The 25611-nt window shown below is 41.5% G+C and carries 29 protein-coding genes; 14 read left to right on the top strand and 15 right to left on the bottom strand.

Annotation, left to right across the window (positions count from 1 at the left end; all coding sequences use genetic code 11):
* Positions 1-281 precede the first annotated feature (281 nt).
* Positions 282-1121: a tyrosine-type recombinase/integrase gene (locus AC0VX7_RS02550; protein ID WP_475426525.1), complete on the top strand. Its 840-nt coding sequence runs from the start codon at positions 282-284 to the stop codon at positions 1119-1121.
* A 67-nt stretch (positions 1122-1188) separates the two neighbouring features.
* Here AC0VX7_RS02550 and AC0VX7_RS02545 read toward each other — a convergent pair whose 3' ends face one another.
* The 4 genes from AC0VX7_RS02545 to AC0VX7_RS02530 all read right to left on the bottom strand — a co-directional run bounded on the left by AC0VX7_RS02545 (position 1189) and on the right by AC0VX7_RS02530 (position 4260).
* Positions 1189-1605 carry a DUF4304 domain-containing protein gene (locus AC0VX7_RS02545; RefSeq protein ID WP_475426524.1) on the bottom strand — a complete coding sequence of 139 codons (417 nt, stop codon included), beginning with the start codon at positions 1603-1605 and terminating at the stop codon, positions 1189-1191.
* 606 nt (positions 1606-2211) lie between these two features.
* The gene (locus tag AC0VX7_RS02540) at positions 2212-2544 is read right to left on the bottom strand and encodes a hypothetical protein (RefSeq protein ID WP_475426523.1); all 333 of its coding nucleotides are present in this window, start codon (positions 2542-2544) and stop codon (positions 2212-2214) included.
* A 164-nt stretch (positions 2545-2708) separates the two neighbouring features.
* Entirely contained in the window at positions 2709-3083 is a 375-nt protein-coding gene (locus AC0VX7_RS02535; RefSeq protein WP_475426522.1) for a VOC family protein, read from the bottom strand.
* A gap of 250 nt (positions 3084-3333) precedes the next feature.
* Positions 3334-4260, bottom strand: coding sequence for a DNA/RNA non-specific endonuclease (locus AC0VX7_RS02530; protein WP_475426521.1), 927 nt, complete (start codon positions 4258-4260; stop codon positions 3334-3336).
* A 377-nt stretch (positions 4261-4637) separates the two neighbouring features.
* On the opposite strand from AC0VX7_RS02530, the gene AC0VX7_RS02525 reads away from it, so the two are divergent.
* Together AC0VX7_RS02525 and AC0VX7_RS02520 are read left to right on the top strand one after the other, a co-directional pair.
* The gene (locus AC0VX7_RS02525) at positions 4638-5288 is read left to right on the top strand and encodes a YdeI/OmpD-associated family protein (RefSeq protein WP_475426520.1); all 651 of its coding nucleotides are present in this window, start codon (positions 4638-4640) and stop codon (positions 5286-5288) included.
* A 28-nt stretch (positions 5289-5316) separates the two neighbouring features.
* Entirely contained in the window at positions 5317-5772 is a 456-nt protein-coding gene (locus AC0VX7_RS02520) for a GNAT family N-acetyltransferase (RefSeq protein WP_475426519.1), read from the top strand.
* Positions 5773-5819: 47 nt separating this feature from the next.
* Here AC0VX7_RS02520 and AC0VX7_RS02515 read toward each other — a convergent pair whose 3' ends face one another.
* From AC0VX7_RS02515 to AC0VX7_RS02500, 4 genes are all read right to left on the bottom strand, one after another.
* Positions 5820-6347: a YceI family protein gene (locus AC0VX7_RS02515; RefSeq protein ID WP_475426518.1), complete on the bottom strand. Its 528-nt coding sequence runs from the start codon at positions 6345-6347 to the stop codon at positions 5820-5822.
* 185 nt (positions 6348-6532) lie between these two features.
* Entirely contained in the window at positions 6533-6835 is a 303-nt protein-coding gene (locus AC0VX7_RS02510; RefSeq protein WP_475426517.1) for a hypothetical protein, read from the bottom strand.
* A 128-nt stretch (positions 6836-6963) separates the two neighbouring features.
* On the bottom strand, positions 6964-7596 hold the full coding sequence (locus AC0VX7_RS02505; protein WP_475426516.1) for a hypothetical protein: 633 nt from the start codon (positions 7594-7596) through the stop codon (positions 6964-6966).
* 112 nt (positions 7597-7708) lie between these two features.
* The gene (locus tag AC0VX7_RS02500; RefSeq protein WP_475426515.1) at positions 7709-8608 is read right to left on the bottom strand and encodes a GNAT family N-acetyltransferase; all 900 of its coding nucleotides are present in this window, start codon (positions 8606-8608) and stop codon (positions 7709-7711) included.
* A gap of 352 nt (positions 8609-8960) precedes the next feature.
* Between AC0VX7_RS02500 and AC0VX7_RS02495 the strand changes: the two genes are divergently transcribed.
* From AC0VX7_RS02495 to AC0VX7_RS02470, 6 genes are all read left to right on the top strand, one after another.
* Positions 8961-9614: an ABC transporter permease gene (locus AC0VX7_RS02495; RefSeq protein ID WP_475426514.1), complete on the top strand. Its 654-nt coding sequence runs from the start codon at positions 8961-8963 to the stop codon at positions 9612-9614.
* 25 nt (positions 9615-9639) lie between these two features.
* Positions 9640-10605 carry an ABC transporter ATP-binding protein gene (locus AC0VX7_RS02490; RefSeq protein WP_475426513.1) on the top strand — a complete coding sequence of 322 codons (966 nt, stop codon included), beginning with the start codon at positions 9640-9642 and terminating at the stop codon, positions 10603-10605.
* 15 nt (positions 10606-10620) lie between these two features.
* Positions 10621-11364, top strand: a complete 744-nt coding sequence (locus tag AC0VX7_RS02485; RefSeq protein ID WP_475426512.1) for an ABC transporter permease — start codon at positions 10621-10623, stop codon at positions 11362-11364.
* Positions 11365-11392: 28 nt separating this feature from the next.
* Positions 11393-12313, top strand: a complete 921-nt coding sequence (locus AC0VX7_RS02480) for a glycine betaine ABC transporter substrate-binding protein (RefSeq protein WP_475426511.1) — start codon at positions 11393-11395, stop codon at positions 12311-12313.
* 268 nt (positions 12314-12581) lie between these two features.
* Complete coding sequence (locus AC0VX7_RS02475; protein ID WP_475426510.1) at positions 12582-14735, top strand: sensor histidine kinase; 2154 nt, start codon at positions 12582-12584, stop codon at positions 14733-14735.
* Positions 14710-16104 (top strand): sigma-54-dependent transcriptional regulator, encoded by a 1395-nt coding sequence (locus AC0VX7_RS02470; RefSeq protein WP_475426509.1) that lies wholly within the window; start codon positions 14710-14712, stop codon positions 16102-16104. Before AC0VX7_RS02475 ends, AC0VX7_RS02470 begins: the two co-directional genes overlap by 26 nt.
* A gap of 64 nt (positions 16105-16168) precedes the next feature.
* Here the strand turns inward: AC0VX7_RS02470 and AC0VX7_RS02465 are convergent, their stop codons facing one another.
* Positions 16169-16684 (bottom strand): DoxX family membrane protein, encoded by a 516-nt coding sequence (locus AC0VX7_RS02465; RefSeq protein ID WP_475426508.1) that lies wholly within the window; start codon positions 16682-16684, stop codon positions 16169-16171.
* A gap of 382 nt (positions 16685-17066) precedes the next feature.
* Between AC0VX7_RS02465 and AC0VX7_RS02460 the strand changes: the two genes are divergently transcribed.
* Positions 17067-17807 carry a YhcN/YlaJ family sporulation lipoprotein gene (locus tag AC0VX7_RS02460; protein ID WP_475426507.1) on the top strand — a complete coding sequence of 247 codons (741 nt, stop codon included), beginning with the start codon at positions 17067-17069 and terminating at the stop codon, positions 17805-17807.
* 139 nt (positions 17808-17946) lie between these two features.
* Here the strand turns inward: AC0VX7_RS02460 and AC0VX7_RS02455 are convergent, their stop codons facing one another.
* Positions 17947-18462, bottom strand: a complete 516-nt coding sequence (locus AC0VX7_RS02455) for a DoxX family protein (protein WP_475426506.1) — start codon at positions 18460-18462, stop codon at positions 17947-17949.
* 243 nt (positions 18463-18705) lie between these two features.
* Between AC0VX7_RS02455 and AC0VX7_RS02450 the strand changes: the two genes are divergently transcribed.
* The 3 genes from AC0VX7_RS02450 to AC0VX7_RS02440 are packed head-to-tail and all read left to right on the top strand — an operon-like array spanning position 18706 to position 20017.
* The gene (locus AC0VX7_RS02450) at positions 18706-19077 is read left to right on the top strand and encodes a VOC family protein (RefSeq protein ID WP_475426505.1); all 372 of its coding nucleotides are present in this window, start codon (positions 18706-18708) and stop codon (positions 19075-19077) included.
* 38 nt (positions 19078-19115) lie between these two features.
* Positions 19116-19538 carry a DUF1801 domain-containing protein gene (locus AC0VX7_RS02445; RefSeq protein WP_475426504.1) on the top strand — a complete coding sequence of 141 codons (423 nt, stop codon included), beginning with the start codon at positions 19116-19118 and terminating at the stop codon, positions 19536-19538.
* An 11-nt stretch (positions 19539-19549) separates the two neighbouring features.
* Complete coding sequence (locus AC0VX7_RS02440; RefSeq protein ID WP_475426503.1) at positions 19550-20017, top strand: SRPBCC family protein; 468 nt, start codon at positions 19550-19552, stop codon at positions 20015-20017.
* Between the two features lie 40 nt (positions 20018-20057).
* Here the strand turns inward: AC0VX7_RS02440 and AC0VX7_RS02435 are convergent, their stop codons facing one another.
* On the bottom strand, positions 20058-20291 hold the full coding sequence (locus AC0VX7_RS02435; protein ID WP_475426502.1) for a hypothetical protein: 234 nt from the start codon (positions 20289-20291) through the stop codon (positions 20058-20060).
* 214 nt (positions 20292-20505) lie between these two features.
* On the opposite strand from AC0VX7_RS02435, the gene AC0VX7_RS02430 reads away from it, so the two are divergent.
* On the top strand, positions 20506-20829 hold the full coding sequence (locus tag AC0VX7_RS02430; RefSeq protein WP_475426501.1) for a hypothetical protein: 324 nt from the start codon (positions 20506-20508) through the stop codon (positions 20827-20829).
* A 54-nt stretch (positions 20830-20883) separates the two neighbouring features.
* On the opposite strand, the gene AC0VX7_RS02425 is transcribed toward AC0VX7_RS02430, so the two are convergent.
* The 4 genes from AC0VX7_RS02425 to AC0VX7_RS02410 all read right to left on the bottom strand — a co-directional run bounded on the left by AC0VX7_RS02425 (position 20884) and on the right by AC0VX7_RS02410 (position 25500).
* Positions 20884-22062, bottom strand: coding sequence for an MFS transporter (locus AC0VX7_RS02425; RefSeq protein WP_475426500.1), 1179 nt, complete (start codon positions 22060-22062; stop codon positions 20884-20886).
* A 150-nt stretch (positions 22063-22212) separates the two neighbouring features.
* Positions 22213-22707, bottom strand: coding sequence for a fasciclin domain-containing protein (locus AC0VX7_RS02420; RefSeq protein ID WP_475426499.1), 495 nt, complete (start codon positions 22705-22707; stop codon positions 22213-22215).
* Between the two features lie 240 nt (positions 22708-22947).
* On the bottom strand, positions 22948-24417 hold the full coding sequence (putP, locus tag AC0VX7_RS02415; protein ID WP_475426498.1) for a sodium/proline symporter PutP: 1470 nt from the start codon (positions 24415-24417) through the stop codon (positions 22948-22950).
* 765 nt (positions 24418-25182) lie between these two features.
* Positions 25183-25500 (bottom strand): hypothetical protein, encoded by a 318-nt coding sequence (locus AC0VX7_RS02410; RefSeq protein WP_475426497.1) that lies wholly within the window; start codon positions 25498-25500, stop codon positions 25183-25185.
* Between the last annotated feature and the right edge of the window lie 111 nt (positions 25501-25611).

Below are 25611 nucleotides of genomic sequence, written 5' to 3'. Positions count from 1 at the left end.
TGAAACACATTGTATTTTTAAACCTTAACACTGACACTGATAATGAATTAACCTGCTTCTTTCAACAACACATTCCTGTTTTTGTTGAGCGATCTGTATGGGAACTACTCATTTAATATCCAACTCCGAAGCCGGGGTCTGACATTATAAATGCTATGTATTTCAACACCTCCAATAAATTTGGTTTGTTAGATATTTTAAAATTTCTTTACACCAAGTCTAAATTTCTATAAAACTGGCAAAAATACCTTCTATTATCCTAATTAATGGGAGGGATTTGTTTGTTACTATCAACTGCTTGGAAATCCTATGAAGCAGATAAGCGTATTGAAGGGTTTTCCCCCTATACCTTAAAAGCATATGGAATTCAGGCAAAGCTGCTTATAAATTATTTTAAGGACCCAATTATTGATACCTTCAATACTGAAGGATTAAAGAAATATCTTGTTACTCAAGGCAAGGATTTAAAACCCTCAAGTTTGGCCCACAGAATTCGGTTTATCAAATCATTGTTTCGCTGGTGTCACGAGGAGGGCCATTTAACCATAAATCCAGCAGCAAAGATAAAGGAACCTAAAGCCGGCAAGAGAATCCCAAAGTTTCTATCTGAAAGGGAGATTGAACTTTTACGTGAAGCCTGTCTAAGTCCTATGGAAAAGGCACTTTTTGAATTTATGTTTTCAACTGGCTGCAGAATCGGTGAAATTGCTGCACTTGATCGCAATTGCATTAATTGGTCCAACCGTTCTGCCATCGTCAGGGGAAAGGGTGACAAGGAACGTGAAGTGTATTTTAATATTCGGGCAGAGTTATGGCTTAAGCGATACATTGATAGCCGCCAGGATAAAGATCCGGCCATTTTTGTAACAGAGAGACAGCCACACAGGATGAGTATTGCCCAAATGAGGTATTACATTAAGAAAATCTCAGCGCGTGCCGGCATAGATAAGGAAATTTATCCTCACCAACTCAGGCACAGCTACGCCACTCACTTATTAAATAATGGAGCACCCGTGGAGGTTATCCAGAGCCTTTTGGGCCACGAGAAAAGTGAAACCACTCGAATATATGCTCAATTAAGCGGAAGGCTGAGACAGGAGTTTTACCAAAAATACTTCTAACAAAGTGAAGAAGCAACACAATTATGTGTTGCTTCTGTACTCTTGCATCCGTTAGTAAATAAGGTTTTCATTTGAATAAATTCGTAATCCACAAAGAATCCGATGTGTTAAGTAAATTCAAAACCCTTATTGCAACCTGGTTATAGTCACCCTCTGAATTTGCTTTTTCAAAATCAAACCATATTCCGTCTTCTTCTTCGGATTTTGCTCCTAATCTATGTCTTTTGTTAATATGGTGAGCCGTTATTTTGTTAGGTGAAATGTGTTCTCCCCAAGGCTCTGTAATACCTTCCAACGGGAAGACAGCTAACTCAACTATAAAAGACCCGCCCCATTTGTTAAATTGGAAAGTTACTAAATCTATATAATCGTTATTCTTTCGTCTAAAATGGGGGAAGGAACCTTTAAATCCTTGATCCCTTAGTATAGGGATAACTATTTTTTTCAACGCAGTGTCCATCATTTTTCTGTCGTCTGATGGCATTTTCCTCACCCTTTTTGATATTGTTTGTTGAACTAACGGGGAGTTATAAGTAGTATCTGTTCACAAACATTGATATGGTGCACCCTTTATCATTATTTACATGTAACCATAGATAAGGCGTTTAAGGACTTGACTTGGAGCCTCTGTGAGCATGATTGGTCTTAAAAGGCTGAAGCAGGTGTTTCAGTGGCGGATCAGCCTATCGTACCCACCCCTCCAAGTAAAGTCCTATCGTTTTTTACGTTGGAAACTATAATTAATAACTATATATAACTAGTAAACAAAGATAAGAAATAGGCTGTTTTTGTAGCTTTATTAACGTTAATTACGGTCCAAAACCATACTATATATAACTGCTTCTTTAGTTCCATAAGGATTTTGTAAAAAAAGTGCAATAATCTTTCCTGGATCTCCGCACCTGATATCGTGAAAGAAAAGGTAATTCTTATGTAACCTTTGCATTTTTAAATAACTCAGATAGAGAATTAGCGATTATTCTTTTTGCTGATAAAATTTCATCGGGATGTTCACTAACATCGTGATATATCTGATAAACTGCTGGATTTTCACCTTCATCTAAAGAGATATAAATCTGGTCTCCTGTTCCTAAAGCATCATTTCCAATGCATAAATAGACTTTTCTATTAAAGAAAAACCTGGATATGCCTCAGTTGCTTCAGAGATTATCCCTTTTACATTTAGGAATTCTATATTTAAGTAATCTTCGTCGTCTTCTGAATCTGAGTATTTTGTTGCAATTTCTAAACCACAAATAGGGGTACTATAATAAAACTTAATAAGCCATTCGGGGAGTTTATTTTTAAATAATTTATTTATATCATTAAGTTGATTTAATGAACATCTCTCTCCCATTTCACCTTCACTTTCAGCACGTTCTAGTAATTTCTGTACGGAATTTTTAACTTCTGGATTCACCATATTACTCCATTTCAGGACAATTCATCATCTATTTTAATAGTAATCTTACCACTTCTTCTTCAGATGCTCCTTTACTTCAACAAGAAAAAAGCATTCCTTAATTAAAGAATGCCCTTTTTAGTTTAAGTGTGACTTTCACTAAATTACCTTTATGTATATATATCTTACCAGTGTACTTGGAGTTTATTGCCATTTAAATCAAAAAAGTGAAAAAAAGAATGTCCATTATCCTCTTTTATATCCTCAACCTTAACACCATTTTCAATAAGGTGTGTATGAAATTTAGATAATTCTGGACTTGTAAAACCAATGCTAAAGGCTGGCACATTATCAACTGTAAAATGTGCAAATGTATCATCTTCAGTAGGAACTAAGATAAGTAAAAAAGGTCCCTCATTAACTTTTATAATGGCAAATGGATCCTCAGTAATGGTTATTAGTTGAAGCCGTAATATATCTCTATACCATTGTGCAGACTGCTCTAAATTTTTTACCGGAATTCTAATATAATGTACTTGCTCAATAAATGAATTACTCATAAACTACCTCTCCTTTATTTAGTATGGTTTATCAAGTAATTCCCTTTTCATATCCCTTTTCCCTTTCGATTTATTGAACTAACCTGCAACTTAGCATAATAAAGAATTCACAAAAAAGGCCGTTAATCCTGCTGGATCAACGCACCTGGTAGTGAAGGATACCTATACTTTTATCATATAAATTTGGATATAAATCGTCCAACGAGAAAAATCCTTTGATTCATTTATTTTGCCTCAAAGTTCTAGGGGCTTACTCACCAACCATACCGTCGTTATCACGATCGTCCATATAGGGGTATAACCAATGATCACTGGTTATTGGCATACTAAAACCTGCGGCTTTTGCTTCTTTAATCGTCACCTGTCCATTACCGTTTGTATCAACACTAGAAATATCACCGTTTGTGTTTGAACTAGTTGAATCAGAAGGCTCACTGCCTGTTAAACCGAGTGATTCGTTTACTTCGTCAGGGTTCACATTGTCAAAGGTATCAACGATTTCGTTACCCATTAAAGTATAGGTATACTGATAACTTGAAGGAATCTGCGTTTCCGTATTCGGATATGTGATAATTGCTTCAAAATTAGTGGCTCCACCTGCACTACGGATCGCTTGTTCTATATACGCTTGATCACCATGTCGGTTGAGCGTACTATCTTGTGGGGTAATATTATAAGCATTCGATACCCCTCCGAGAGAATCAGCAATGATATGTCCTTCATCTAAAACGTCACTTTCGACACCAGAAACCTTTGCCTCATCAGAGTAATATCTGCCAGAAGATAATACTGGTTCGTTAAGGTCATCTTGTAGAATGATTTCGTCAGCTATGACACGTACTAGTTGGCCGTATTCATTAGTAAATGCCCAATATTCACGGTCCCCAAAACCAATGTCAACGACGACATTCGGTTCACGATATCCGGACAAATCACCACCATCAACTTCAATTAGTTTGTATCCTGAGAACAGTTCATCATTTGATTGGCTTGGTGTTTCCTCTACTACTGCTTCATCGACATCCTTGGTTTCTTCTTTTTCACTATTTTCATTTGTATTAACTGTGGTTACTTCTTGTGGATCGGTTTCCACATCTTTACTGGGTGCATCTTCTATGTTGGTACAACCAACCATCATAATGGTTGTTAAAAGTAAGATAAAATAGTTCATTTTCATTTTAGGATTCTCCTATAATAGTTTCATAATCTAGATTAACATTGTTAACCTATTGGTAATAGTACATTCCTCTACCAACTATTATTATATTTCAAAAATCCTGATTTATTCCTTCTACTTTTCTAGCACTTACGACTCAATCATTGAGTTTAAGAATTGATAAGGAATTAAAAAAAATAATCCCACCTCATTATTTGAGAAGGGATTTTTCATAATTCAATATCTTAGAAAAGTCTAATAATACACTATCTTTCACAAGCAAAATTATCATTGCATCACATCACTTTATATACTCTATAATAAAGAGATACAAAAAAAGTAGAATCAAGTTTAACTCGTTGCTGGTACATAATACTTTATAGCCAAAGGAGTAAATTATGACAATCATAAATAAATTAAAACTGACTAAGTATAGCAATCTGGCTGTACTCAATCAGCCAGATGATTATGATCTTTTCGATGGTTATAGGACAGAAATTTCCGGTGACCATGGTGCGATTTTCATTTTTGTCGAAAGTATTGAGGATATGGTGGGACACACACAAAGCATCATAAATGGGCAGCACTTGCAAGAAAAAGGTTACTTATTTTTTGCCTACCCGAAAAAAGGGAACAAGCGATATAATACATATGTTCATAGAGATGAGATCTTCCCCGCGTTGAAGGTTGGCGAAGATGGATATGTGGAAAATAGCGATATTAAATTTTCGAGAATGGTCAGTATGGATGATGTTTTTACGGTCGTTGGATTAAAGCGCGAAAAGAAGCCAGCCCAGAAGTCAACAGCAGCTAGTCAGTGTGTGGGTGATTACGAGGACAACGTCCATGATGTTGAAAAATTACTAACAGATTATCCAAATGAGCAACAATTTTATAAAGCACTCACCCCTGGCTACCAAAAAGATTGGGCTCGATTCCTTTTTTCAGCCAAGCAACAAAAAACGCGCGAAAAACGCCAGGAACAAATGATTGAGGTTTTATCCCAAGGGTATAGATCCATGGATTTATTTCGTCAGAAAAAGAAATAGAGTTTAATAATCGCCGGGGGGTTTGTGTATGGAAATTAAAGTCGATGACCTAACAGGTTCTGAGGTTATTTCATTAATAGGGGAACATTTGCACGGAATGAAGCTTCACTCCCCTCCCGAGAGCATTCATGCGCTGGGGCTTGGTGAGTTAAAAGCACCGGATATTACCTTCTGGACAGTCTGGAATGAGGAGCATTTAATGGGCTGCGGTGCATTGAAAAAGCTTGATTCCCATCATGGTGAGCTCAAATCGATGAGAACCGCCAGCGCCCACCTCCGAAAAGGCGTCGCACAGGCCATGCTAGAGCACATCATCAAGGAAGCCAGAAAGCGCGGCTATACAAGACTTAGCCTCGAAACAGGTTCAATGGAGGCGTTCTTGCCTGCGAGGAAGCTCTATGAAAAATACGGCTTTGTCTATTGCCCTCCATTCGGTGATTATATAGAAGATCAGAACAGTGTATTTATGACGATGGAACTGTAAAGGAAAGGGCAGCTCACCGATAGGTAGCCGCCCTTTTCTCATTAAATTTACGCTGCTGGATTCACTTCTAGTTCCACTTTGATCTTGATGTCTTTGCCTACTAGCACGCCGCCTGTTTCTAATGCTGCATTCCATGTTAGGCCGAAATCTTCGCGGTTGACTTTTGCTTCTGCTTCGAAACCGTAAACTTTTACGCCCCATGGGTTTGTGCCTTTGCCGCCGAATTCCACATCGAATGTGACTGGCTTCGTTACATCCTTGATTGTCAGGTCACCAGTGACTTTGTAATCATCGCCATCACGAGTGATGCTAGTAGATTTGAAATCGATTGTTGGATAGTTTTCAACATCAAAGAAATCTGCTGATTTCAGGTGGTTCTCGCGGTCCTCGCTGCGTGTGTCGATGCTTGCTACATCAATTTTGAATGCAATTGAAGCTGTTGTTAAATCTGTTAGGTCTGCTGCTTCGACATCCGCTGAATAAGAACCAAATTGTCCCTTTACCTTTGAAACCATCATGTGTTTCACTTCAAATCCTAATGCTGAGTGTGCCTGATCTACTACAAATTTAGCCATTCTAAAATCCCCCTGTTATGTTATTATCTCGAATTCGAGATATTATTCTAAAAAAATAAATCTCAAAATCAATTATTTTTAATTCAAGATAAATTTATCATGAATTCGACTCGGCTGTCAACATTATTTTTCCAAAAAATGTCCATAACATTTTCAGGGCCTGGAGGTCAGGGATCGGGCTTTCACTATAAACCCTTCAAGGTTACAGCGAGTTTCCCGGCAAGTACCCTGTGTACTGTAACATCCCATATTACGAAGGTGGCAAGGAAAATAAAATACATGAATACATACCATTTATAATATTTCTTCGGTCGTAAAGGAGTAAAAAATAGAGCGATAAAAACAGCTGTAAACAGCGGTATAAGATATATATTCATCTTCCAGAGCTGATTCGCCTCATTAATCGGCAACATGATTTCAAGCGCTTCCTGAGCGGTAACCTTCCCTTCATCCACCTGCTTATTCAAAATCCCCTTTTCAATGGTCATCGTCATCGTTTCCTGATTGAACTGATAATTCACCCCTGACAAATTAAAGTCCGTTTGCTTCGTAAAAAGCAGAAGCAAGATGATCAATAAAAAATAGACCAATAACGGGAGAAATCGTTGATCAAATTTTATAATTGGGAGTCCTCCTTTTCTATAAGTCTAATTTCTTCTATTTCCCATTTTTCAGTTCTTTCGTAATAGCCAACGCTCTTAGTCAATACAAATTGATAATTATTTTCCAGGTCCTCGACTGTAAGATATGTAAGGACGATTCTTCCTTTTTCAATATTAAATTCACTTAGGTTTAAGACTACATTTGGAATCCAATCAAGATTGCTATATTTGAAGTGAATACTGCAAGGGCAATTGTCCTCTTGATCAAGGGTAAAACTTGTAAAATTTCCAACTGCGATTAATTCAATTACTTCTTTAAACTCTTCCGCAGCCTTATAGGTCTCAACGACACTGATCGCATCCATGAAGTCCTGATATTGAACAGAGGATTGTGCTACCGCTATTTCTTCTTCCAGGGTTGAAAGGTTGACGCCCAAAGCATCATTTTCATACTTTAAGTCATCTGTCATCCGGGATTGCCTTTCAATTTCTTTTTCTAAACTAATAACTTTCTTTTCAAGTCGATTTTTATCATCCTCAAGATTCGCGGCAAAATCGGCTGTTCTGGCATTATCCAAAAGAGCAATCGCCGTGATGACTAATAAAATGATGAGAGCGGAAGTTTTAAAGTCTTTATTCCAGTTCATTGGTAACCCTCCCATTCAAAAATGATGATCAAAATATAATACGAATCTCCCATTCATTAGTTTCAAACTAATCCAAAAATATCCACCTTGTTCTGTACAAGGTGGATATCGTTTATTTAAGCTCAAAATAGTCCATCGTAGAAGTCTCTTCAAAGCCGCATGACTTATAAAGGTTCAGTGCATTTGCGTTTTCTGCCGCTACCTGCAGCATGATTTCCTGTGCGTTTGCTTCCTTCAGTTTTTCAATAGCAAGCAAAAGAAGCGCTCTTCCGTACCCCTTGCGACGGTGCTCTGGCAACACACCGAGACCGAAGATGGCACCAAGTTTCGAGGTAAGCTGCAGATTCACTTTCCCGATGATTTGCCCTTCTTTTTCAACAAGATAAGAAGTCATTCCGCGCTTTTCCTCTACCTCAGGCAGAGGCATGTCATCGGCGTTGATTTCTTCTTCATCGTTAAAATAAATCGCGTTCTGCCGGGCGATTTCCTTCGCGTCCGCGTTCGTAGCTTTCCTGAAGAAAATGCCCGCCAGCTGCTCTGGCGTCGTGACCGGAGTATCTTTTTTCAAAAACATTTCATATTCAGAATGCTTGTATTGCGCACCAACTCCGGCAATGAATTGCTGCCCGGATTCTGAGTTGCGGTCACTGAGCAACAGCATGCTGCCTGAATCCCTGCGCTTCCATTCCGCCATGACCAACTCAAACAACCTGGTGAACACACCCAGACGCCGGTACTCAGGATGCACCATCCCATTCACTTCCCACGGACCGCCAAAGCTGCAAATCCCCATATATCCAATCAACAGCTCCCCATCGAAGTACATGAACTCATTTATATCCTGAACCCCATTGCCGCTGCCATCGCTGACCCCGAGCTTGTAATCTAGCTCTAGCTTCAGTGCGGTTTGAGCCGTTTGAAGGCACCGTTCCTGAAGTTCATTGATTATTTTATAATCCTCATCACCGATGTTTTCCTTAAGTTTGATCCATGGTTTATGTATTTTTTTCACTGTCAGCACTCTCCAAATCCCTTTTTCTCTTAATGGCTGTATATTCTATTCTATGAAACACCCTTTCACTCCTTTTTCTTGAACTATTTCTTAAACGCTGGTTTATCCTCCTTCTATTTCGGGTAAGTAACTAGAAATGCAGATAATCTCACTTTTTGTAAAAAAATTTTAACAAGCATGTAAAAATTCTTTGCTCCTGTAAAAGAATCTATTTAATACCTTAATAAATAAAAAAAGCGCTTGACCCATAGAAATAGATGGGCTCAGGCGCTTTTTTGCGTCCTTTTTTATAATTGGCACGCTTCTTGCAACTATTTATTTGTACTAGTTACTTTGAAGGAGGTGTAAAGAGATGAATGATTTATTGAACTACATAATAGAGAACCAGGCTTCGATTTGGACATATAGTGCGGAGCATTTGCAGCTTGTTGGATTGTCTGTCTTGATTGCCATAGCAATTGGCCTTCCGCTTGGGATTTACTTAACAACCAATGAGGAGTTAGCGGAGACGGTCCTTCAGGTCGCGAATGTGATTATGACGATTCCGAGTATCGCGCTTTTCGGGATTATGATTCCGATTCTGTCGATCATCAATCAGGGAATTGGTTTTGTGCCAGCTGTAATCGCACTCATTTTATATTCGCAGCTGCCAATCATCCGTAATACATATGTAGCCATCAATAATGTCGATCCCAATATTCGTGATGCCGCCATTGGGCTGGGAATGAGTACGATGCAGCGTCTTCTGCGTGTTGAGATTCCAAATGCCCTTCCTATCATTATGGCAGGAGTCAGGCAGGCCGTGGTCATGAATATCGGAATCGGCGCAATTGCAGCGTTCATCGGAGCTGGCGGTCTTGGTGTTTTGATCAACCAGGGGATTTCAAGATCGAATACAACAATGGTACTGGCAGGAGCGATTGCCATTTCCATCCTGGCGATTGTGACAGACGGACTGTTGGGGCTTCTCCAAAAGCGTATGACTCCAAAAGGTTTTCAACAATAAATAGAAGTAAGATGGGGTGAAAAGTATGATTAAGTTTGATCAAGTCACCAAAGTGTACGGAGATAAGGTGAAAGCTGTTGATAATGTAAGCTTTGATGTACCCGAGGGCAATATCGTCGTTTTCTTAGGGCCATCAGGCTGCGGAAAAACGACAACACTAAGAATGGTAAACAGGCTGGAGTCGATCACCGATGGCAAAATTTTCGTTAATGGAACAGATGTGAATTCCTTGAATGACATCGAGCTAAGACGGAATATCGGCTATGTCATCCAGCATAACGGCCTGTTCCCAAACATGACGATTGAAGATAATGTGATGGCTGTCCCTAATTTAATCGGCTGGGACCGGAAGAAGAAAGCAGACAGATATAAATACTTAATGGATCTGGTCGGCCTGAATCCGGATGAATACCGGAAGCGTTATCCGCATGAGCTTTCAGGAGGACAGCAGCAAAGAGTCGGCATCGCCCGTGCGATGGCTGCAGACCCGCCTGTCATGTTAATGGATGAACCGTTCGGGGCATTGGATCCGGTCATCCGTACCCGGATTCAGAATGAGTTTTTGCAAATTCAGAAGGAAGTAAAAAAGACGATTCTGTTTGTCAGCCATGATATTGATGAAGCCATCAAAATGGGGGACGGAATTGCGATTTTCAAAGAAGGAAAATTGATGCAATATGATTCTCCAAGCGAGCTGCTTGCCCATCCAAAGAATGATTTTGTTCGTGAATTCGTCGGCAAGGACCGCGCGTTGAAGAGTCTGAGCCTGCATACCGTGAAGGATTTGATTTCAGAACGGATGCTGCGAAAACTGGACGGGCCGGAAAAAGCCAACAAAAAGACGATTTCAGTTGAAACGAATCTTAGGGATGCTTTATCCATCCTGCTCAACCAGGAAGCCGACCAGCTAGTCGTCCAGGCAAACAACAAGCTTGTGGGTGCGATGCAGATTGATGATGTAGAGGCCTACTTGCATCAGCATATTAAATAACGGGGGAGAGAAAGCATGAACAATAAACGTTTTGTATCTTTTGTCATCAAGCTGATCCTCTTCACCCTTGTCGGGAGCTTTTTCGCCTGGTCATTCAAGTCTGGGTATTACCAGCTGATCATCGATGATTCAGAAGGATTTATCTTTCTATTGAAGCAGCATATCAACATGGTGCTCCTGTCCTCGCTGCTGGCAATCGTGCTTGCGATTCCGATGGGAATATTGGTTACGAGGCCTAAATTCCAAAAGCTTCAATGGCTGTTTATGAATACAGCCAATCTTGGGCAGACGATTCCGAGCCTCGCGATTCTGGCATTGGCGATGACCTGGATGGGAATCGGTTTCAAGCCGGCAGTCTTTGCTCTGTTTCTTTATTCCTTGCTGCCGATTCTACGGAATACTGTCGCCGGGATTAAATCGATTGATCCGGACTTGCTGGATGCAGCAAAAGGCATCGGCTATACACCGGCTCAAATTCTTCTGAAAATTGAGCTGCCTAACGCAGCCTATCCGATCATGGCAGGCATCCGGACAGCTGTGGTGATCAATATCGGAACGGCTGCTTTAGCCTATCTGGTAGGCGGCGGCGGACTGGGCGACTGGATTTTTACCGGAATCATGATGAGGGATAACTCTTATCTCCTATCCGGTGCAATCCCGGTTACTTTGCTTGCTCTATTGGCAGACCAATTGGTCAGGCTCATCGAAAAGCTGGTTATTTCTAAAGGGTTAAGACAATCAGTAACAGTTTCAGATTAAAGAAAACAATTTTTAGGGGGAAAACTAATTGAAAAAGATTTTATCATTTACCGTCATCATCGCTTTAATGGTTTCGCTGCTCTCCGCTTGCAGCAGTGAAGAGGACTCATCCGCTTCTGCTTCAGACAAAAAGGTTGTCGTCGGTGCAAAAAACTTCACGGAACAATTCGTCCTTTCCAAAATTCTTGCCATCTATCTAAAAGAGAATGGCTATGAGGTTGAGGAAAAAAACAATATGGCAAGCCAGGTTGTCCGCCAGGCACTGGAGAATAAACAGGTAGACCTTTATTGGGAATATACAGGAACCAGTCTCGTAAACTACAACAAGCTTGATCCTCTTTCCGATTCAGTGGAAGCCTATGAAAAAGTAAAGGAAGTGGACAAAGAGAACGGCCTTGTGTGGCTTGATCAATCTCAGGTAAATAACACGTATACTCTAATGATGAAAGCAGACAAAGCCAAAGAACTCGGCATTGAATCAATCAGTGATTTGGCAGCTTACTTGAATGATGGCAACAAATTGTCTTTAGGTACAGATGCTGAGTTCGCGACAAGACCTGATGGAATTAAAGGTGTAGAGAAAGCCTATGGTTTTAAATTTGGTTCTTCCAACATTAAGAAAATGGACGTAGGTCTGTTTTACCAGGCACTGAGAGATGGCCAGGTCGATGTGGCAACAGGATTCGCCACAGACAGCCGAATCAAGGCTTTCAACCTTGTAAACCTTGAAGATGACAAGAGCTTCTTCCCTGCCTACAATGCCGGCATCACGATTCATGAAAAAACACTCGAAAAGTTTCCTGAATTAGAAGAGCTCCTGAAGCCTTTAGCTGAAAAAATCAATACAGAAGCTATGACGGATCTCAACTATCAAGTCGATATTGAAGAAAAGAGTGAAACAGAGGTCGCTAGAAAATGGCTGACAGAAAACGGCTTAATTGAAGAATAATAAGTTTTTCGGGAGGAAATCAGCAATGGTTTCCTCCTTTTTAAAATGGTTGAAGATACCCCTTCTTGAGTTATGATCCCTTGCTTATTTACGCATACCAGGTTCAGACAGTGCCTTATAGAAAAATTGAACATCTGTCTGGAAAAATACTAACTTCTTCCTTTGTCCGGGGTACCGGCCATAGCCATTCAATAGTATGGTATAAAGGTAATAGATTAATAAGCTTCTTATTACGATGGAGGCATGCTGTCAGAAAGGTGAAATCGATATGAAAAGACTTTATCCATCACGATTAACCAAAAGGTTTCTATATCTTACTACCATCATCATTTTTATTCCTCTACTGATCATATTCATTCTCGCAGCCACTTCTTCAAGAGATATCATAAAAAATCAGACTGAGAATCAGGCGATCCAGGTGACAAGGGTCATGTCCGACAAGACGAGTGACCTATTCAACCTGAAGATCCAGCTGCTGGAGAATATCGTTGTAAATCAGGCTGAAGAGACGGGCAAATTAGAAGGAATACTGACCAATCTCGTCGTGAATGATCCTTTCTTTAAAAGAATCCAGATCGTGAATGATGAGAAGGAAAGAATCGTCTATAAAGCTCCTTTTATCGAAAGTGATTCCAAGCTGACTTTGGCTGAAGCCGACTTGTATGCCGAACTGAAATGGCGGCGCAGCTCTTTTGTCGCTGACTCGATTTCAAAAATGAACGGTGAGCCAACACTTATGATTATCGTTCCTTTTCAGGCTGACGAAGCAGCGGAAGTTGAAGGCGGCTTGATTGCTTATGTGAGTCTCGTGTATTTGCAAAAGTACTTCAAGCAAAATGTCATTGGCGAACTCGGCCACAGCTTTGTTTTTAACCGGGAAGGAAAAGTTTTGTTCGATACGAACGATTTTAGTAAATCAGGCAACCTGCTTAATGAGTATCCATTTTCGCAAGAGGCTTTTTTGGACAGGACCGGGGTTTACAGAGGTGACCTCTGGGGCGAAGAATCCCTTGTTGCCTATAACCCTGTCGATCGGCTGCCATTTTATACAGCCACTTCTATCCCGCTGTCAGAAGCAAACGCCGTAATCGATTCCTTGAAGGATATCTTATGGAAAGGATTCATCCTGATTTTTTTAGCGGCGCTGACCTTGCTTATATTCGGTATCCGCTGGATCATTAAGCCGATTAAAGCTCTCACCCAGGAGGCAGCAAGCTACGCAAAGGGCGGTGAGTGGTTTGTTCCTGTACTTGAGAAAGAGGATGAGATCAAGACATTGTCCAGCACCATGAAGTATATGGCCGAGAGCTTAAAGTCACATGAGCGCCATTTGCAGCTGATTTTGGAATCCTTCCCTTTTGGCGTCCTCGCTATCAATCCGGAGGGCTTCATCAGTTCAATGAATACAACGGCCGGGGATCTATTGAATAGAAAAAAAGAAAACATCATTGGAAAATCGGTCTCTGCCCTGCCGCTTTCTTTCAGGAATCATTTTGAGCAGTGCAAGCATGTCTCAAGGAAATTTGACGGCCTTGAAGATGACTTCACCTTTGAAAATGAATGGGGCAAGAAAATCATCAAGCAATCCAGTTCACCATTATTGGATGAAAAAGACCACGTCATCGGGGTCCTGATCACCTTTTGGGATGTGACAAAGGTGCGCCAGCTGGAAACTCATATTCAACGTTCAGAACAGCTGGTTGCGATTGGCCAGATGACCGCCGGGCTTGCTCACGAGGTAAAAAATCCGCTAGGGACTGTCCAGCTTGCGAGTGATTTAATCGCAAGCGAAATACAGGAGATGACAGCTGCCAGCGAAAGTGAGGCTGCTTCCGCTGACATCATTTCCGAAGCGGCAAAGGATATTCAGGATGAAATACAGCGCCTTGACCTTCTTGTAAGACGGTTCCTTCAATTCAGCCGGGAAAACAAAAAGGACGAATCTGTTTTTAACATGAAAACAGTCGCCTCTGAAACCCTTCAGCTTTTATCCCATCAATTCAGGAAAAAGCAGATTCATGCCACTCTGGAGGCTGATGGTGAGGATTACTTTGTTAAAGGTGACCGAAACCAGATGATTCAGGCTCTGATCAATCTTTTTATCAATAGTATAGAAGCGGTTTCCCATTATGGCCAAATCACTGTTTCGATGAAAAAAGCAAATAGTGATACTATTGAAATAGAGATAAAAGATGATGGAATCGGTATCCCCCAGCAAAAGATCAAGCGTATTTTCAATCCATTCTTTTCTACCAAACAAGAAGGTACCGGGCTGGGCTTATGGATTACCCATGACATTATTTCTTCCCATAACGGCCATATCGAGGTAGAAAGTGAAATGGGCGAAGGAACATCCTTCCTGATTTCATTGAAAAAGCACGAGAAAGGCGATCACTATGAAAAAAACAATCTTGTTAGTTGAAGATAATGAAAAATTCCGCCGCCTGACCAAGCTGACCTTACAGAAGGAGGGATATGCCGTCATCGAAGCAGAAACAGGCAATAAAGCTGAAAAGCTGATGGAGAGCGAGAACATTGACCTTGTTTTGCTCGATTTCCTTCTGCCGGACACGACCGGGCTGAAGCTGCTGGAAAAATTGGCGCCAATTTTTCTTGATACTGTTTTTATTCCCTGTACTGCCTACGGAGATATCGAGGATGCCGTCAAAGCCATGAAAATGGGGGCTTACGACTATCTAACTAAGCCAATCAAGGCTGATGAACTAAAGGTCGTCATCAAACGGGCATTTGAAATGAAACATTTGAAAAAAGAAAACAAAGAGTTAAAACAGGCTGTTCAGCAAAAATATGATCTTCATGGGATGATTGGCAAAAGTCCAAAAATGCAGGAGGTCTACTCGTTAATTGAAAGAGTAGCCAAGCAGGATATCACCATCATGCTTGAAGGAGAAAGCGGGACTGGTAAATCGCGTGGAGCTCACGCTGTGCATCTCGAGAGCACCCGGAGGTTAGGTCCATTCATAAAAGTCAATTGCGCCGCCCTCCCCTCAAACCTGTTGGAAAGTGAATTATTCGGCTACGAAAAAGGCGCTTTTACCGGTGCAGTCCGATCCCAGGAAGGCAAATGCGCCGCTGCCGACAAAGGCACTCTTTTTCTGGATGAAATCGGCGAAATCTCGCTGGATGTGCAAGCAAAGCTCCTGCAGTTCACCCAGGACAAAACCTTTACACCGCTAGGGACCGCCAGAGAGGTTTTTTCAGACGTTCGTATCATCGCAGCCACTAACCGGAATTTATGGGAAATGGTACAGAACGGTGAGTTTCGTGAAGACTTGTATTACCGGTTAAATATCATTGGAATCAAATTGCCTCCATTGCGCGAGCGTATCGAAGACATCCCTTTGCTCGTCGAACAATTTTTGGCACAGTTTGAAGAAGAACATAACCGCAGCTATTCGATTTCCAAAAACCTATTAACAAAACTCACTTCCTATCCATGGCCTGGCAATATCCGCGAATTGCAAAATGCCTTGTCCAGGGCAACCGTCCTTTCCCGTTCAGGACAATTGATTCTCGAGGATTTTCCCGAGGAAACCCAGAACCATTTTTCAGAAAAAGAGCTTGAATCTCCTGATATTCATATCGAATTGACTGACGATTTTTCTTTACCAGAACATCTAGAAAAGGTTGAAAAAGAAGTGATTGAAACCGCTTTGACAAGCGAAAACGGCAACCAGGCACGTGCTGCCGAAGCTCTCGGCATAACAAGGCAAGGTCTATTGTACAAGATTAGAAAATACAAAATCCTCAGAAATAAGAATGACCTATAAAAAAAGCTGCCGGGATTTAATTTCCCGGCAGCCTATTTATTTTAAAGGGGGATTTAAAATCAAGTTAAGCTACGTTGCGAGTGACTTCTTCTCCGCGTTTGAAAACTGTTTTGCGGATGAATGGTACAACCCAGCGGTCTAAACCGTATTTGCCTGCGTTGAAACCAGCAGCAAGGATGATGAATCCGAAGAAGATGTCAGTTGGGTTGTGAGATACTGTTCCGGCAAGGAAGAAACTGAAGTTCATCACAAGGCCGAAGAACATTGCAGCAGTTGTCAGAGTTCCAAGTAGTAATCCAAGTCCAACAAGGAATTCGCCTAGTGGAACGATGAAGTTGAACAATTCTACGTTCGGGATCGCGAAACTTTCAAGGAAGTTCACGTACCATCCATACACTGCATTTCCGTCTGGACCTTTAACTGGGTTCGCCACCGCATTTTTCAAAAATCCAGAAGCGTCGAAGCCGTCACCAGTCAATTTACCCCAACCTGCAGTCATCCAGTTGTATCCTAGCCAAACCCTAATGACAGTCAATATCCCAGCAGCAACATTGTTTTCTCTTAACCACTTTGCAATCATGTTCCTCACTCCAATAAGTTAATTAGTATTAGTACACTTATAAGATATCAAATATATCTCGAAAATAGGGGTTTTTGTGAATGAATTCACAATTCTGTTGAAATGTTTTGAACGAATGGTGACAACGCAATCATCCAGGCTTTAAAAGCTTACTAATAAAGGCTCTCCATCAAATTAACACTGGATTTGTTATTGGACTTCGACCTTATTAAGGGGTATTGGACGTCCCCCCTATCAAGAAACTTTAAAGGTAACTGGCAGGAGACCTGCAAGGATCTTCAATGGAATGGCTTTTTTTCCAAAAAAAATTTATCTCCCTGCATACTGCGCCAATTTCAAGCCATCATAAGGACGAATAACAACAAAAGAAGGAGTGAATAAAGTGAAAAAGTCATTCATTTTAGCAGGATGTGCTGCAATTTCATTCGGTTTGGCTGGCTGCGGAGCGAATAACAATGCTGCCGACGATAACGGCGAACAGCAGGTAGAAATCTCCCAGGTTCAGCGCGGACCAGCTACCGAAGGAACCAGGCTCCAGCTGGCTGATCGTGCAGAGCGCCAGGTAGAACAGATGCCGGAAGTCGACGACGCACGAGTCATCATCTCGGAAAACAATGCATACGTCGCAGTTAGACTCGCAGATAACAATGGCGAAAATAATGGGAATGCTTCAGTCAATGATGCATTGGATGGCAACGGCAGGACTTTTGCCGAGAATGGACGAGTTGACCAGGGTGACAACCGTGCAGGAAATGATGGAATCATTGACGGCAAAGGTGACGCAGGAAATGGCGATCGCCAAAACGCTGGAAACACAAATGGCAACAATATTTTTGGCAACGGAAATGATAACGGCAATGGAAACATGAATGGAATTGGTAATACAGACATGAATGGAAACGCAACTGGTAACACCATGAACGGTAATAAGAGCCAGCTGGAGCAGCAGATTGAACAAAGAGTGCGCCAGGCAAATAACAGAATCGATAATGTATACGTTTCGGTTGACCGTGATGCCTTCAACAGAATGGGAACATTCGCCGATGACATCCGCAATAACAGAAACAGAGACGGTCTATTTGATGACTTCAGAAACACAATGGGCAATTTCTTCGGAAGATAATTTCATTAACGGCGACGAGGCATAGGAATGATTTTCCTATGCTTTTGCTTTTTCAGGAAGGATTTGCTCCCTGGATATAAAAAATGGCTGCCGAGGAATTCCCGGCAGCCAAATTATATTAAAGGGGGATTTAACTAAGTTAAGCAGCGTTTCGTGCCGTTTCTTCTCCACGTTTGAAAACAGTTTTGCGGATAAATGGTACGACCCAGCGGTCTAGACCGTATTTACCTGCGTTGTAGCCTGCGAACAGGATGATGAAGCCGAAGAAGATGTCAGTTGGGTTGTGAGATACAGTTCCGGCTAGGAAGAAACTGAAGTTCATCACTAGACCGAAGAACATTGCAGCAGTTGTCAGAGTTCCAAGGATCAAGCCAAGTCCTATTAGGAATTCTCCAAGTGGGACGATGAAGTTGAACAATTCTACATTCGGGATCGCGAAGCTTTCAAGGAAGTTCACGTACCAGCCGTACACTGCGTTTCCGTCTGGACCCTTTACCGGATTCGCAACCGCATTTTTCAGATAACCGGATGCGTCAAAACCTTCACCAGTCAATTTACCCCATCCAGCAGTCATCCAGTTGTATCCAAGCCAGATTCTTATAACAGCCAATAAACCAGCAGCAACATTGTTTTCTCTTAACCACTTTGCAAACATGTTCTTCACTCCAATGGGTTATTTAGTATTAGTACACTATTAACATATCAAATTTCCATCAAAAGAATACTGCGTTGTGACATTAGTCACAATTCTGTTGAAAAGCTTTGACCAAATTATGTCAGAGGATCATTTCGAAGTTATTTTCCCGATATTACCGTGGTTAATTGTAAATTTTACAATGCTTGTCTATACTGGTAACAACGATATCAGAATATTCATTCTATAAAGGTGGCAGATCATATGAAACTTGGTGCATTTTCTGTAAGCTTAACTGTAAAAGACATTGCGGCTTCAAAATCTTTTTACGAAAACTTGGGGTTTCAAGCCCTGGGAGGAGATATCAATGAAAATTGGCTGATCATGAAGAATGAAAATTGCATAATCGGACTGTTCCAGGGGATGTTTGAAAAAAATATCCTTACCTTCAATCCGGGCTGGAATGAGAATGCCGAAAATCTGGAAAGCTTCACGGATGTTCGAGAACTTCAAAAGCAGCTTAAAGGAAACGGAGTTAAGTTCCTTACTGAAGTAGATGAATCCGGAGAGGGTCCGGCTCATTTTACGATTGAGGATCCTGATGGCAATCAAATTCTTGTTGACCAGCATAGATAAATACATATTTTAAAAGATCGAAGGGAGATGTTTTGATTATGTATGAATTGAAAACGAAGGAGAACGACAATAGTGTCATCGAGTTCATTGAAAATGTCGACAGCCCTAAAAAACGGGAGGATGCGTATAGACTGTTAGATATTTTTACAGAAACAACAGGTTATCCAGCGAAAATGTGGGGACCGAGCATTATTGGCTTTGGCTCCTATCATTATAAATATGAATCTGGCCACGAAGGAGATGCGCCGCTAGTAGGCTTCTCTCCTCGCAAAGCCAAGATCAGCCTGTATTTTGCTACTGGTGACACGGAAAGAGAAGCGCTATTGAAAGAGTTCGGCAAACATACTTCCGGGAAAGCATGTGTGTACATAAATAAAGTGGCAGATATTGATGTGGATGTTTTAAAAGCTTTGATTCATCAATCTGTTGCATTTTTAAAAGAAAGATATCCCACTGGATAAGGAGAACTAAAATGGAACCAATCACAGTACCAGACCTTTCAGCAAGACCGCTCGGTTTTCAAGTTGAACGGTTAATGGAGTCCCCGGCTGATACCCTCTACCAAGCGTGGACGGAAAAATTCGATACATGGTTTGCCGCACCCGGAACGCTGATCATGAAGGCAGAGGTCAATTCCGTATTCTTTTTTGAAACCGTCTTTAAAACCGAAGAAGATCTAGTTGAGCAGCGACACCCGCATTATGGAAGATTCCTTCGTTTAATACCGGACCGCCTGATTGAATTTACATGGCTGACAGGCGCTGGAGGAACAGAAGGTGCCGAGACCGTGGTGACCATCGAGCTTGAACCTAGGGGCAATGGTACGTATCTAAGTCTTTCACACAAAGGATTCCCTCATGAGAAATCAAAAACCAGGCATGAATCAGCCTGGGAAATGATCCTTGAACATCTTGATCAGAAGATGATGGAAAAGGTGTAGTTATTGAGTAGTTGGCTGTCATGATTACATGGCAGCTTTTTTATTCTTCAGCATAGCTCAAACTCCTTGCTTCGTGCTTATAGAGCTTTCTATAAGTCCTTTTAGGGAGCTCTCCCTCCTTTTCGGGCTTATAGAATCTTTCTATAGGACCTTTTACAGGATCTTCCCCCATTTTGGGCTTATAGAATCTTTCTATAAGACCTTTTACAAGGCCAGCCCCCATTTCGGGCTTATAGAATCCTTCTATAGGACCTTTTCCTGGATTTATCCTCATTTTGGGCTTATAAAATTCCTCTATGAAGCCTTCTCAAGCTGATAACCCTCTGGCCTTAGAGAATCGAACTCTCTTTTCTGCTCTAGATTGCCTTAATATCTCTCCTACTGACCATATCTCGCAACAAAAATGTAAATAACTGGACTCTTTATAGTCACATAAAACGGGAATATAGAGTTCAAGAGGAGTTATTATCGAATGGAGGGAAACGAAGATGAAGAAATCGACCAAGAATTTTGTTTTGGCTTCTTTGCTTTCAGCTGGCGGCGCCGTATTGCTGACAGCCGCATACAGGAAAAGCCAGCGGGATGCGATTCGTTTTCTTGAGGATACAGACATGAGGAACAGCAAGAAAATCGATCAGATGGAGAGTGTCGATGCGGGCCTAGACCCCGCTGAAAGAGGGCTTACCCAGCTGGACTCTGCAATGCGCGCAGAATGGGTGGCCAATGGTTTCCCGCAGACTCATATGGAAATGGAAGAATTGGCAGAGGAAACTGATGTTGAAAAAAATAAGAACTATGCACCGAATATGTAAAAAGATAAAACCTCGCCGATATGTGGCGAGGTTTTCATGTTGAACAACGGAATCCTATGCTGCCTTCATTCTCTCTTTTTTACCATGCAAAGAGTAGTAGATAAAGACACCTGCTATGATTAAGGGCACCATCGCCAGATACAATCCGCGGTATCCGAAATCCGGGATCATATATCCCAGCAGGAATGGTCCGAAGCCAATTCCGATATCCATCATGATGAAAAAGGTCGACGTGGCCATTCCCATACGGTGCGGGGGTGTCATCTTAATGGCGATCGTCTGTGCGACAGATTGGAAATTGCCATACCCTAACCCAATGAGCGCGGCTCCCAACAGGAACACGGCACTGGATTGCGCCTGGCTTAATGCATACATCCCAAGAGCAAAGGCAATCAATGCCGGGTACACAACGCTGTTCGCACCTTTTGCGTCCATCAGCTTCCCCGTGAATGGACGGGAAAATAAGACAGCCATCGCATAAACGAAGAAGTACATGCTGCCTGCCTCTGTCAATTCAGCTTCCTTCGCAAATGACGCGATGAATGATAGTGTACCTGAATAAGCTAGCGCGATGACGAACGTGACAATCGAGATCGGCAATGCGTTTGCTTCTAAATAGTTTGCCAGACTGAAGCTCCTGCTTTTATTAGCTTCTCCCTGATCATCCACAACAGGTTCATTTACCATAAGGGCGATTGGCAAACTGGCCAGCCCGACGACAAGGGAAAAAATAAACATGCTCTGATAGCCAAACTCATTAATCATTGCGAGGCCAATCAACGGGCCAACCGCGGTTGATAAAATCACGCTCAAGCTGAAATAGCTGATCCCTTCCCCTTTCCTGCTCGCAGGAACAACTTGTGCCACAATCGTCCCCGTTGCTGTCGCCGCGAACCCGATCCCGACACCATGAAGAAAACGGACGATCAGGAGGACATAGATATTCGACGGGATTAAATATAGAGCAGTAATTAGAACAAAGAACAAAATTCCTCCAATTAACATCTTTTTACTGCCAATCCTCGCAATTTCCTTACCAGCATACAATCTGGCAAAAAGAACCCCAATGATGAAGATACTTGACGCCAATCCTGCCATGCTCGTTGACGCTCCATACGTATCAGTCGCATAGGAAGCCATTGTGACAATTAATAAATACATCGAAAGCATCATCACGAAATTCACTAGAGAAATCGAAATGAAATCCTTCGTCCATAATTTTTCTTTTTGCATACGTTCACCTTCAAACTCTAAGATGTAAATAATATTTCGAAAACCGAATTAATTATACCGTTTTACATCCTAAATGTCCATGATGGTGAACCTCAGGGGCTTGCCCAAATTAAAAAAGACTGAATCCGCATGGAATCCAGTCTGTCGTACTTATTTAGGCAGCAATACCTTGTCGATCACATGAATGACACCGTTCGATGCTTCAACGTCAGGTGTCACGACATTCGCTTCGTTTACTTGAACCGGGTCAAGTGAAATGGTGACATTCTTCTTGGCAAGTGTCTGTGCCTGCATTCCTTCCTTTAAGTCACCTGACATGACTTTACCAGGAAGTACATGATACAGGAGGATATCCTTAAGATCCTGTCTTGCTAATAACTCATCTGCTGTAATCCCTAGATCCTTCAGAAGCTTATTGAACGCCTCATCGGTCGGTGCGAATACAGTGTATGGCCCTTCCCCTTTAAGGGTTTCAACCAATCCGGCTTTCTCCAGTGCAGCCGCGAGAATTTTAAAGTTCCCAGCTGATACTGCTGTATCTACAATATCCTTTTTGTTTCCAGGATTCCCCGCAGCAAAACTAGGATTTGCAATTGATATTACCATCATCACTGCAAAAAGAACTACCGCAAATTTCTTCATCATGTGAATCACTCCTTTTTCCAATAGAGGCATGCATAACCTCGGTATTTTACAAAAGGTAGTATTCTACATAGTTGGATATTTATCCATGAATTTAAGAGGCTTCTTTCTTAATTTCAGTTTTTCTCAAATATTGACGCAGCGGCTTTCATTTTGGGGAGATAGAGTTCATCTATGCTACCTATTCAAGCCTTAAATAAAAAACCAGGCTGCTAGCAATCTAGCAGCCTGGTTACTTTTAAATTACTCAGACATAATGTCTTCCATTTCTTTAAACTCTTCTTTTACAGCTTTGCCTGGTCCTGTTGTGATTTTACTTACAACAATGACGGCAATTAAGCTCAAGAAGAATCCAGGAATCATTTCATACATGAATTCTGATAATCCATCGATGCTGATCCAGATGATGACGGTAAGTGCACCGACGACGATACCGGCAAGCGCACCCCAGCGGTTCATTTGCTTCCAGTACAGGCTCAGAAGCATGACTGGTCCGAATGCAGCACCGAATCCAGCCCAAGCGTTACCGACTAATGAAAGAATCGTGTCGTTAGGCGTATAAGAAAGCGCGATACCTACTAATGCAACAAGCAATACGGCTGCACGGCCGACGAATACCAATTCTTTGTCTGTTGCTTCGCGGCGGAAGAACGCCTTGTAAAAGTCTTCAGTCAACGCACTGGACGTTACGAGCAGCTGTGAAGAAATTGTACTCATGATCGCAGCCAAAATCGCGGCGAGCAGGAATCCAGTGATAAAAGGATTGAACAAAATGTTCGCAAACATGATGAATACTGTTTCTGGATTTTCAAGCGTTACGTTGTTCATCTCTACATAAGCAATACCGACGAGTCCGACCGCCAAAGCACCGATAATCGAAACGACCATCCATGTCATCGCAATTCTGCGTGCAGGCTTAAGGTCTTCCATCGATTTGATCGCCATAAAGCGGACGATGATATGAGGCTGGCCAAAATAACCAAGACCCCATGCCAATAGAGAAACAATTCCAAGGAATGTCGTACCTTTGAAAAGATCCATTAACGTAGGATCGATTCCACTAACCGTATCCATAACGTTTCCAGGTCCGCCAAGTTCCGTAAAGGCAACAACCGGCACCAAGACAAGTGCAAGGAACATGATGACCCCTTGAACAAAGTCAGTCAAACTAACAGCAAGGAAACCACCGAATAGTGTATAAACGATAACGACACCAGCTGTCAGGAACAATCCCCAGCGATAATCGAGCCCAAATGCTGACTCAAACAAAGTACCGCCTGAAACTAGACCCGCTGAAGTGTACAGCGTGAAGAAAATGATAATAACGACTGCAGATACAGAACGCAGAATTTTAGTTGTATCAGAAAAGCGGTTTTCTAGGAAATCGGGGATTGTGATTGAATCATTTGCCAACTCCGTATAGGTTCGAAGTCTTGGAGCTAAGATGAGGTAGTTCAAATAGGCACCAATCGATAACCCAACTGCGATCCAGGCACTGGAAATACCTGAAGTGTACATTGCGCCAGGCAAGCCCATCAACATCCAGCCACTCATGTCAGATGCTCCAGCTGATAGAGCCGTTACCGACGGTCCAAGACCACGTCCGCCAAGCATATAATCTGATAGATCAGATGTTTTGCGGTATGCATACAATCCGATCAGGATCATTGCAATAAAATAAATTGCTAAAGAAATAAATACTTCAATACTCACCAAATCTCTCCTTTTCGTTTTCCCTAAACGAAATAAGTAACATAGTGGTTAACAAAATCGGCTAACGTACAAGAATAAAAATGAATTCTTAATCATGAAAGTTATAAGAGCTAACCAGCCGAACCACACAGAAATAATCCTTATGTTAATTATGCCGTCCAAGTTTTTCCTGCCCTCATGGGGCTTACGGTTATTAAACCTAACAAACATCCTGAATTGTTTCAAGGATGTTACAGGATATTGAGAACAGGCAAAAACCGCGCCCTGACTAGTCTGTTAGGAATGGTAACGCTTACAAAATTTATCGAAGTAAATATATTATGAATATTCTGAATTAGTTATTTAGCAACTAGACAAGCACTTTTTCGTAAGGCTCTTTTCTCAAACTTTGTTGCTATTGACTACAAAAAAGATTAAATGACTTATTTTTCTTCACAAAATTAAAGATAATTAGGAGAAAAGAGCTTGCACACTTAATACCGAACTACAAAATAGCTTTTTCCACGTTAAAATCGGCTTTAGGATTTTAACAACAATCTTTACGAAAACAGCCTTTCGTAAAAATAAAAACTCCCAGAGCAGGGAGTTTTCTGTTGAAAAATTTAATGATTGCAGTGTTGAGTTTAATATTTGCACGGTCTTTGGGGATAATTGCACGCTCGTTCATGTTAATTGCACGGTACAAAACGGAAATTGCGCACTCAACACGATTAATTGCACCTTCATCCATATTAAGGGAAAATCCCCACAGGAACTTAAATACTCCTAATGTGATGAATGACTGAACAAGTAAATCGCCAACGACAGGCTGCCGATTCCGAGTACGATCAGGCTAGCATAAAACACTTTCCTCCATGTTTCCCCAATGAAATAGATGTTCAGCAAAAAGTAATAAATAATCGCACTTCCTCCGATGAACAGGAAATATTCCTTGAGGTATTTAGCCGGCAATGGGTTGGTAAAAATAGTCAGCACCAATCCGGCAAAAATGAATACCCCGATAATATTCAACACCTTTTTCAAATCACTTTCCGGGGTCCTCTCTATTTTAATATTTTGTGATGTCTGCATTTTCGTTTCCATCCTACCACCTCAAATATTATTAAGTCTTCTTTGTTTTACGATTCAAATCAAAAAATGTTCCGTCAAAATAAAGTTAACTTTTCCCAGCCGGGACATGTACCCTTGCCAATA

This window comes from Mesobacillus sp. QJM3NY_10, from assembly GCF_056173465.1.
This window is presented reverse-complemented; position numbering and strand designations above follow the sequence as displayed.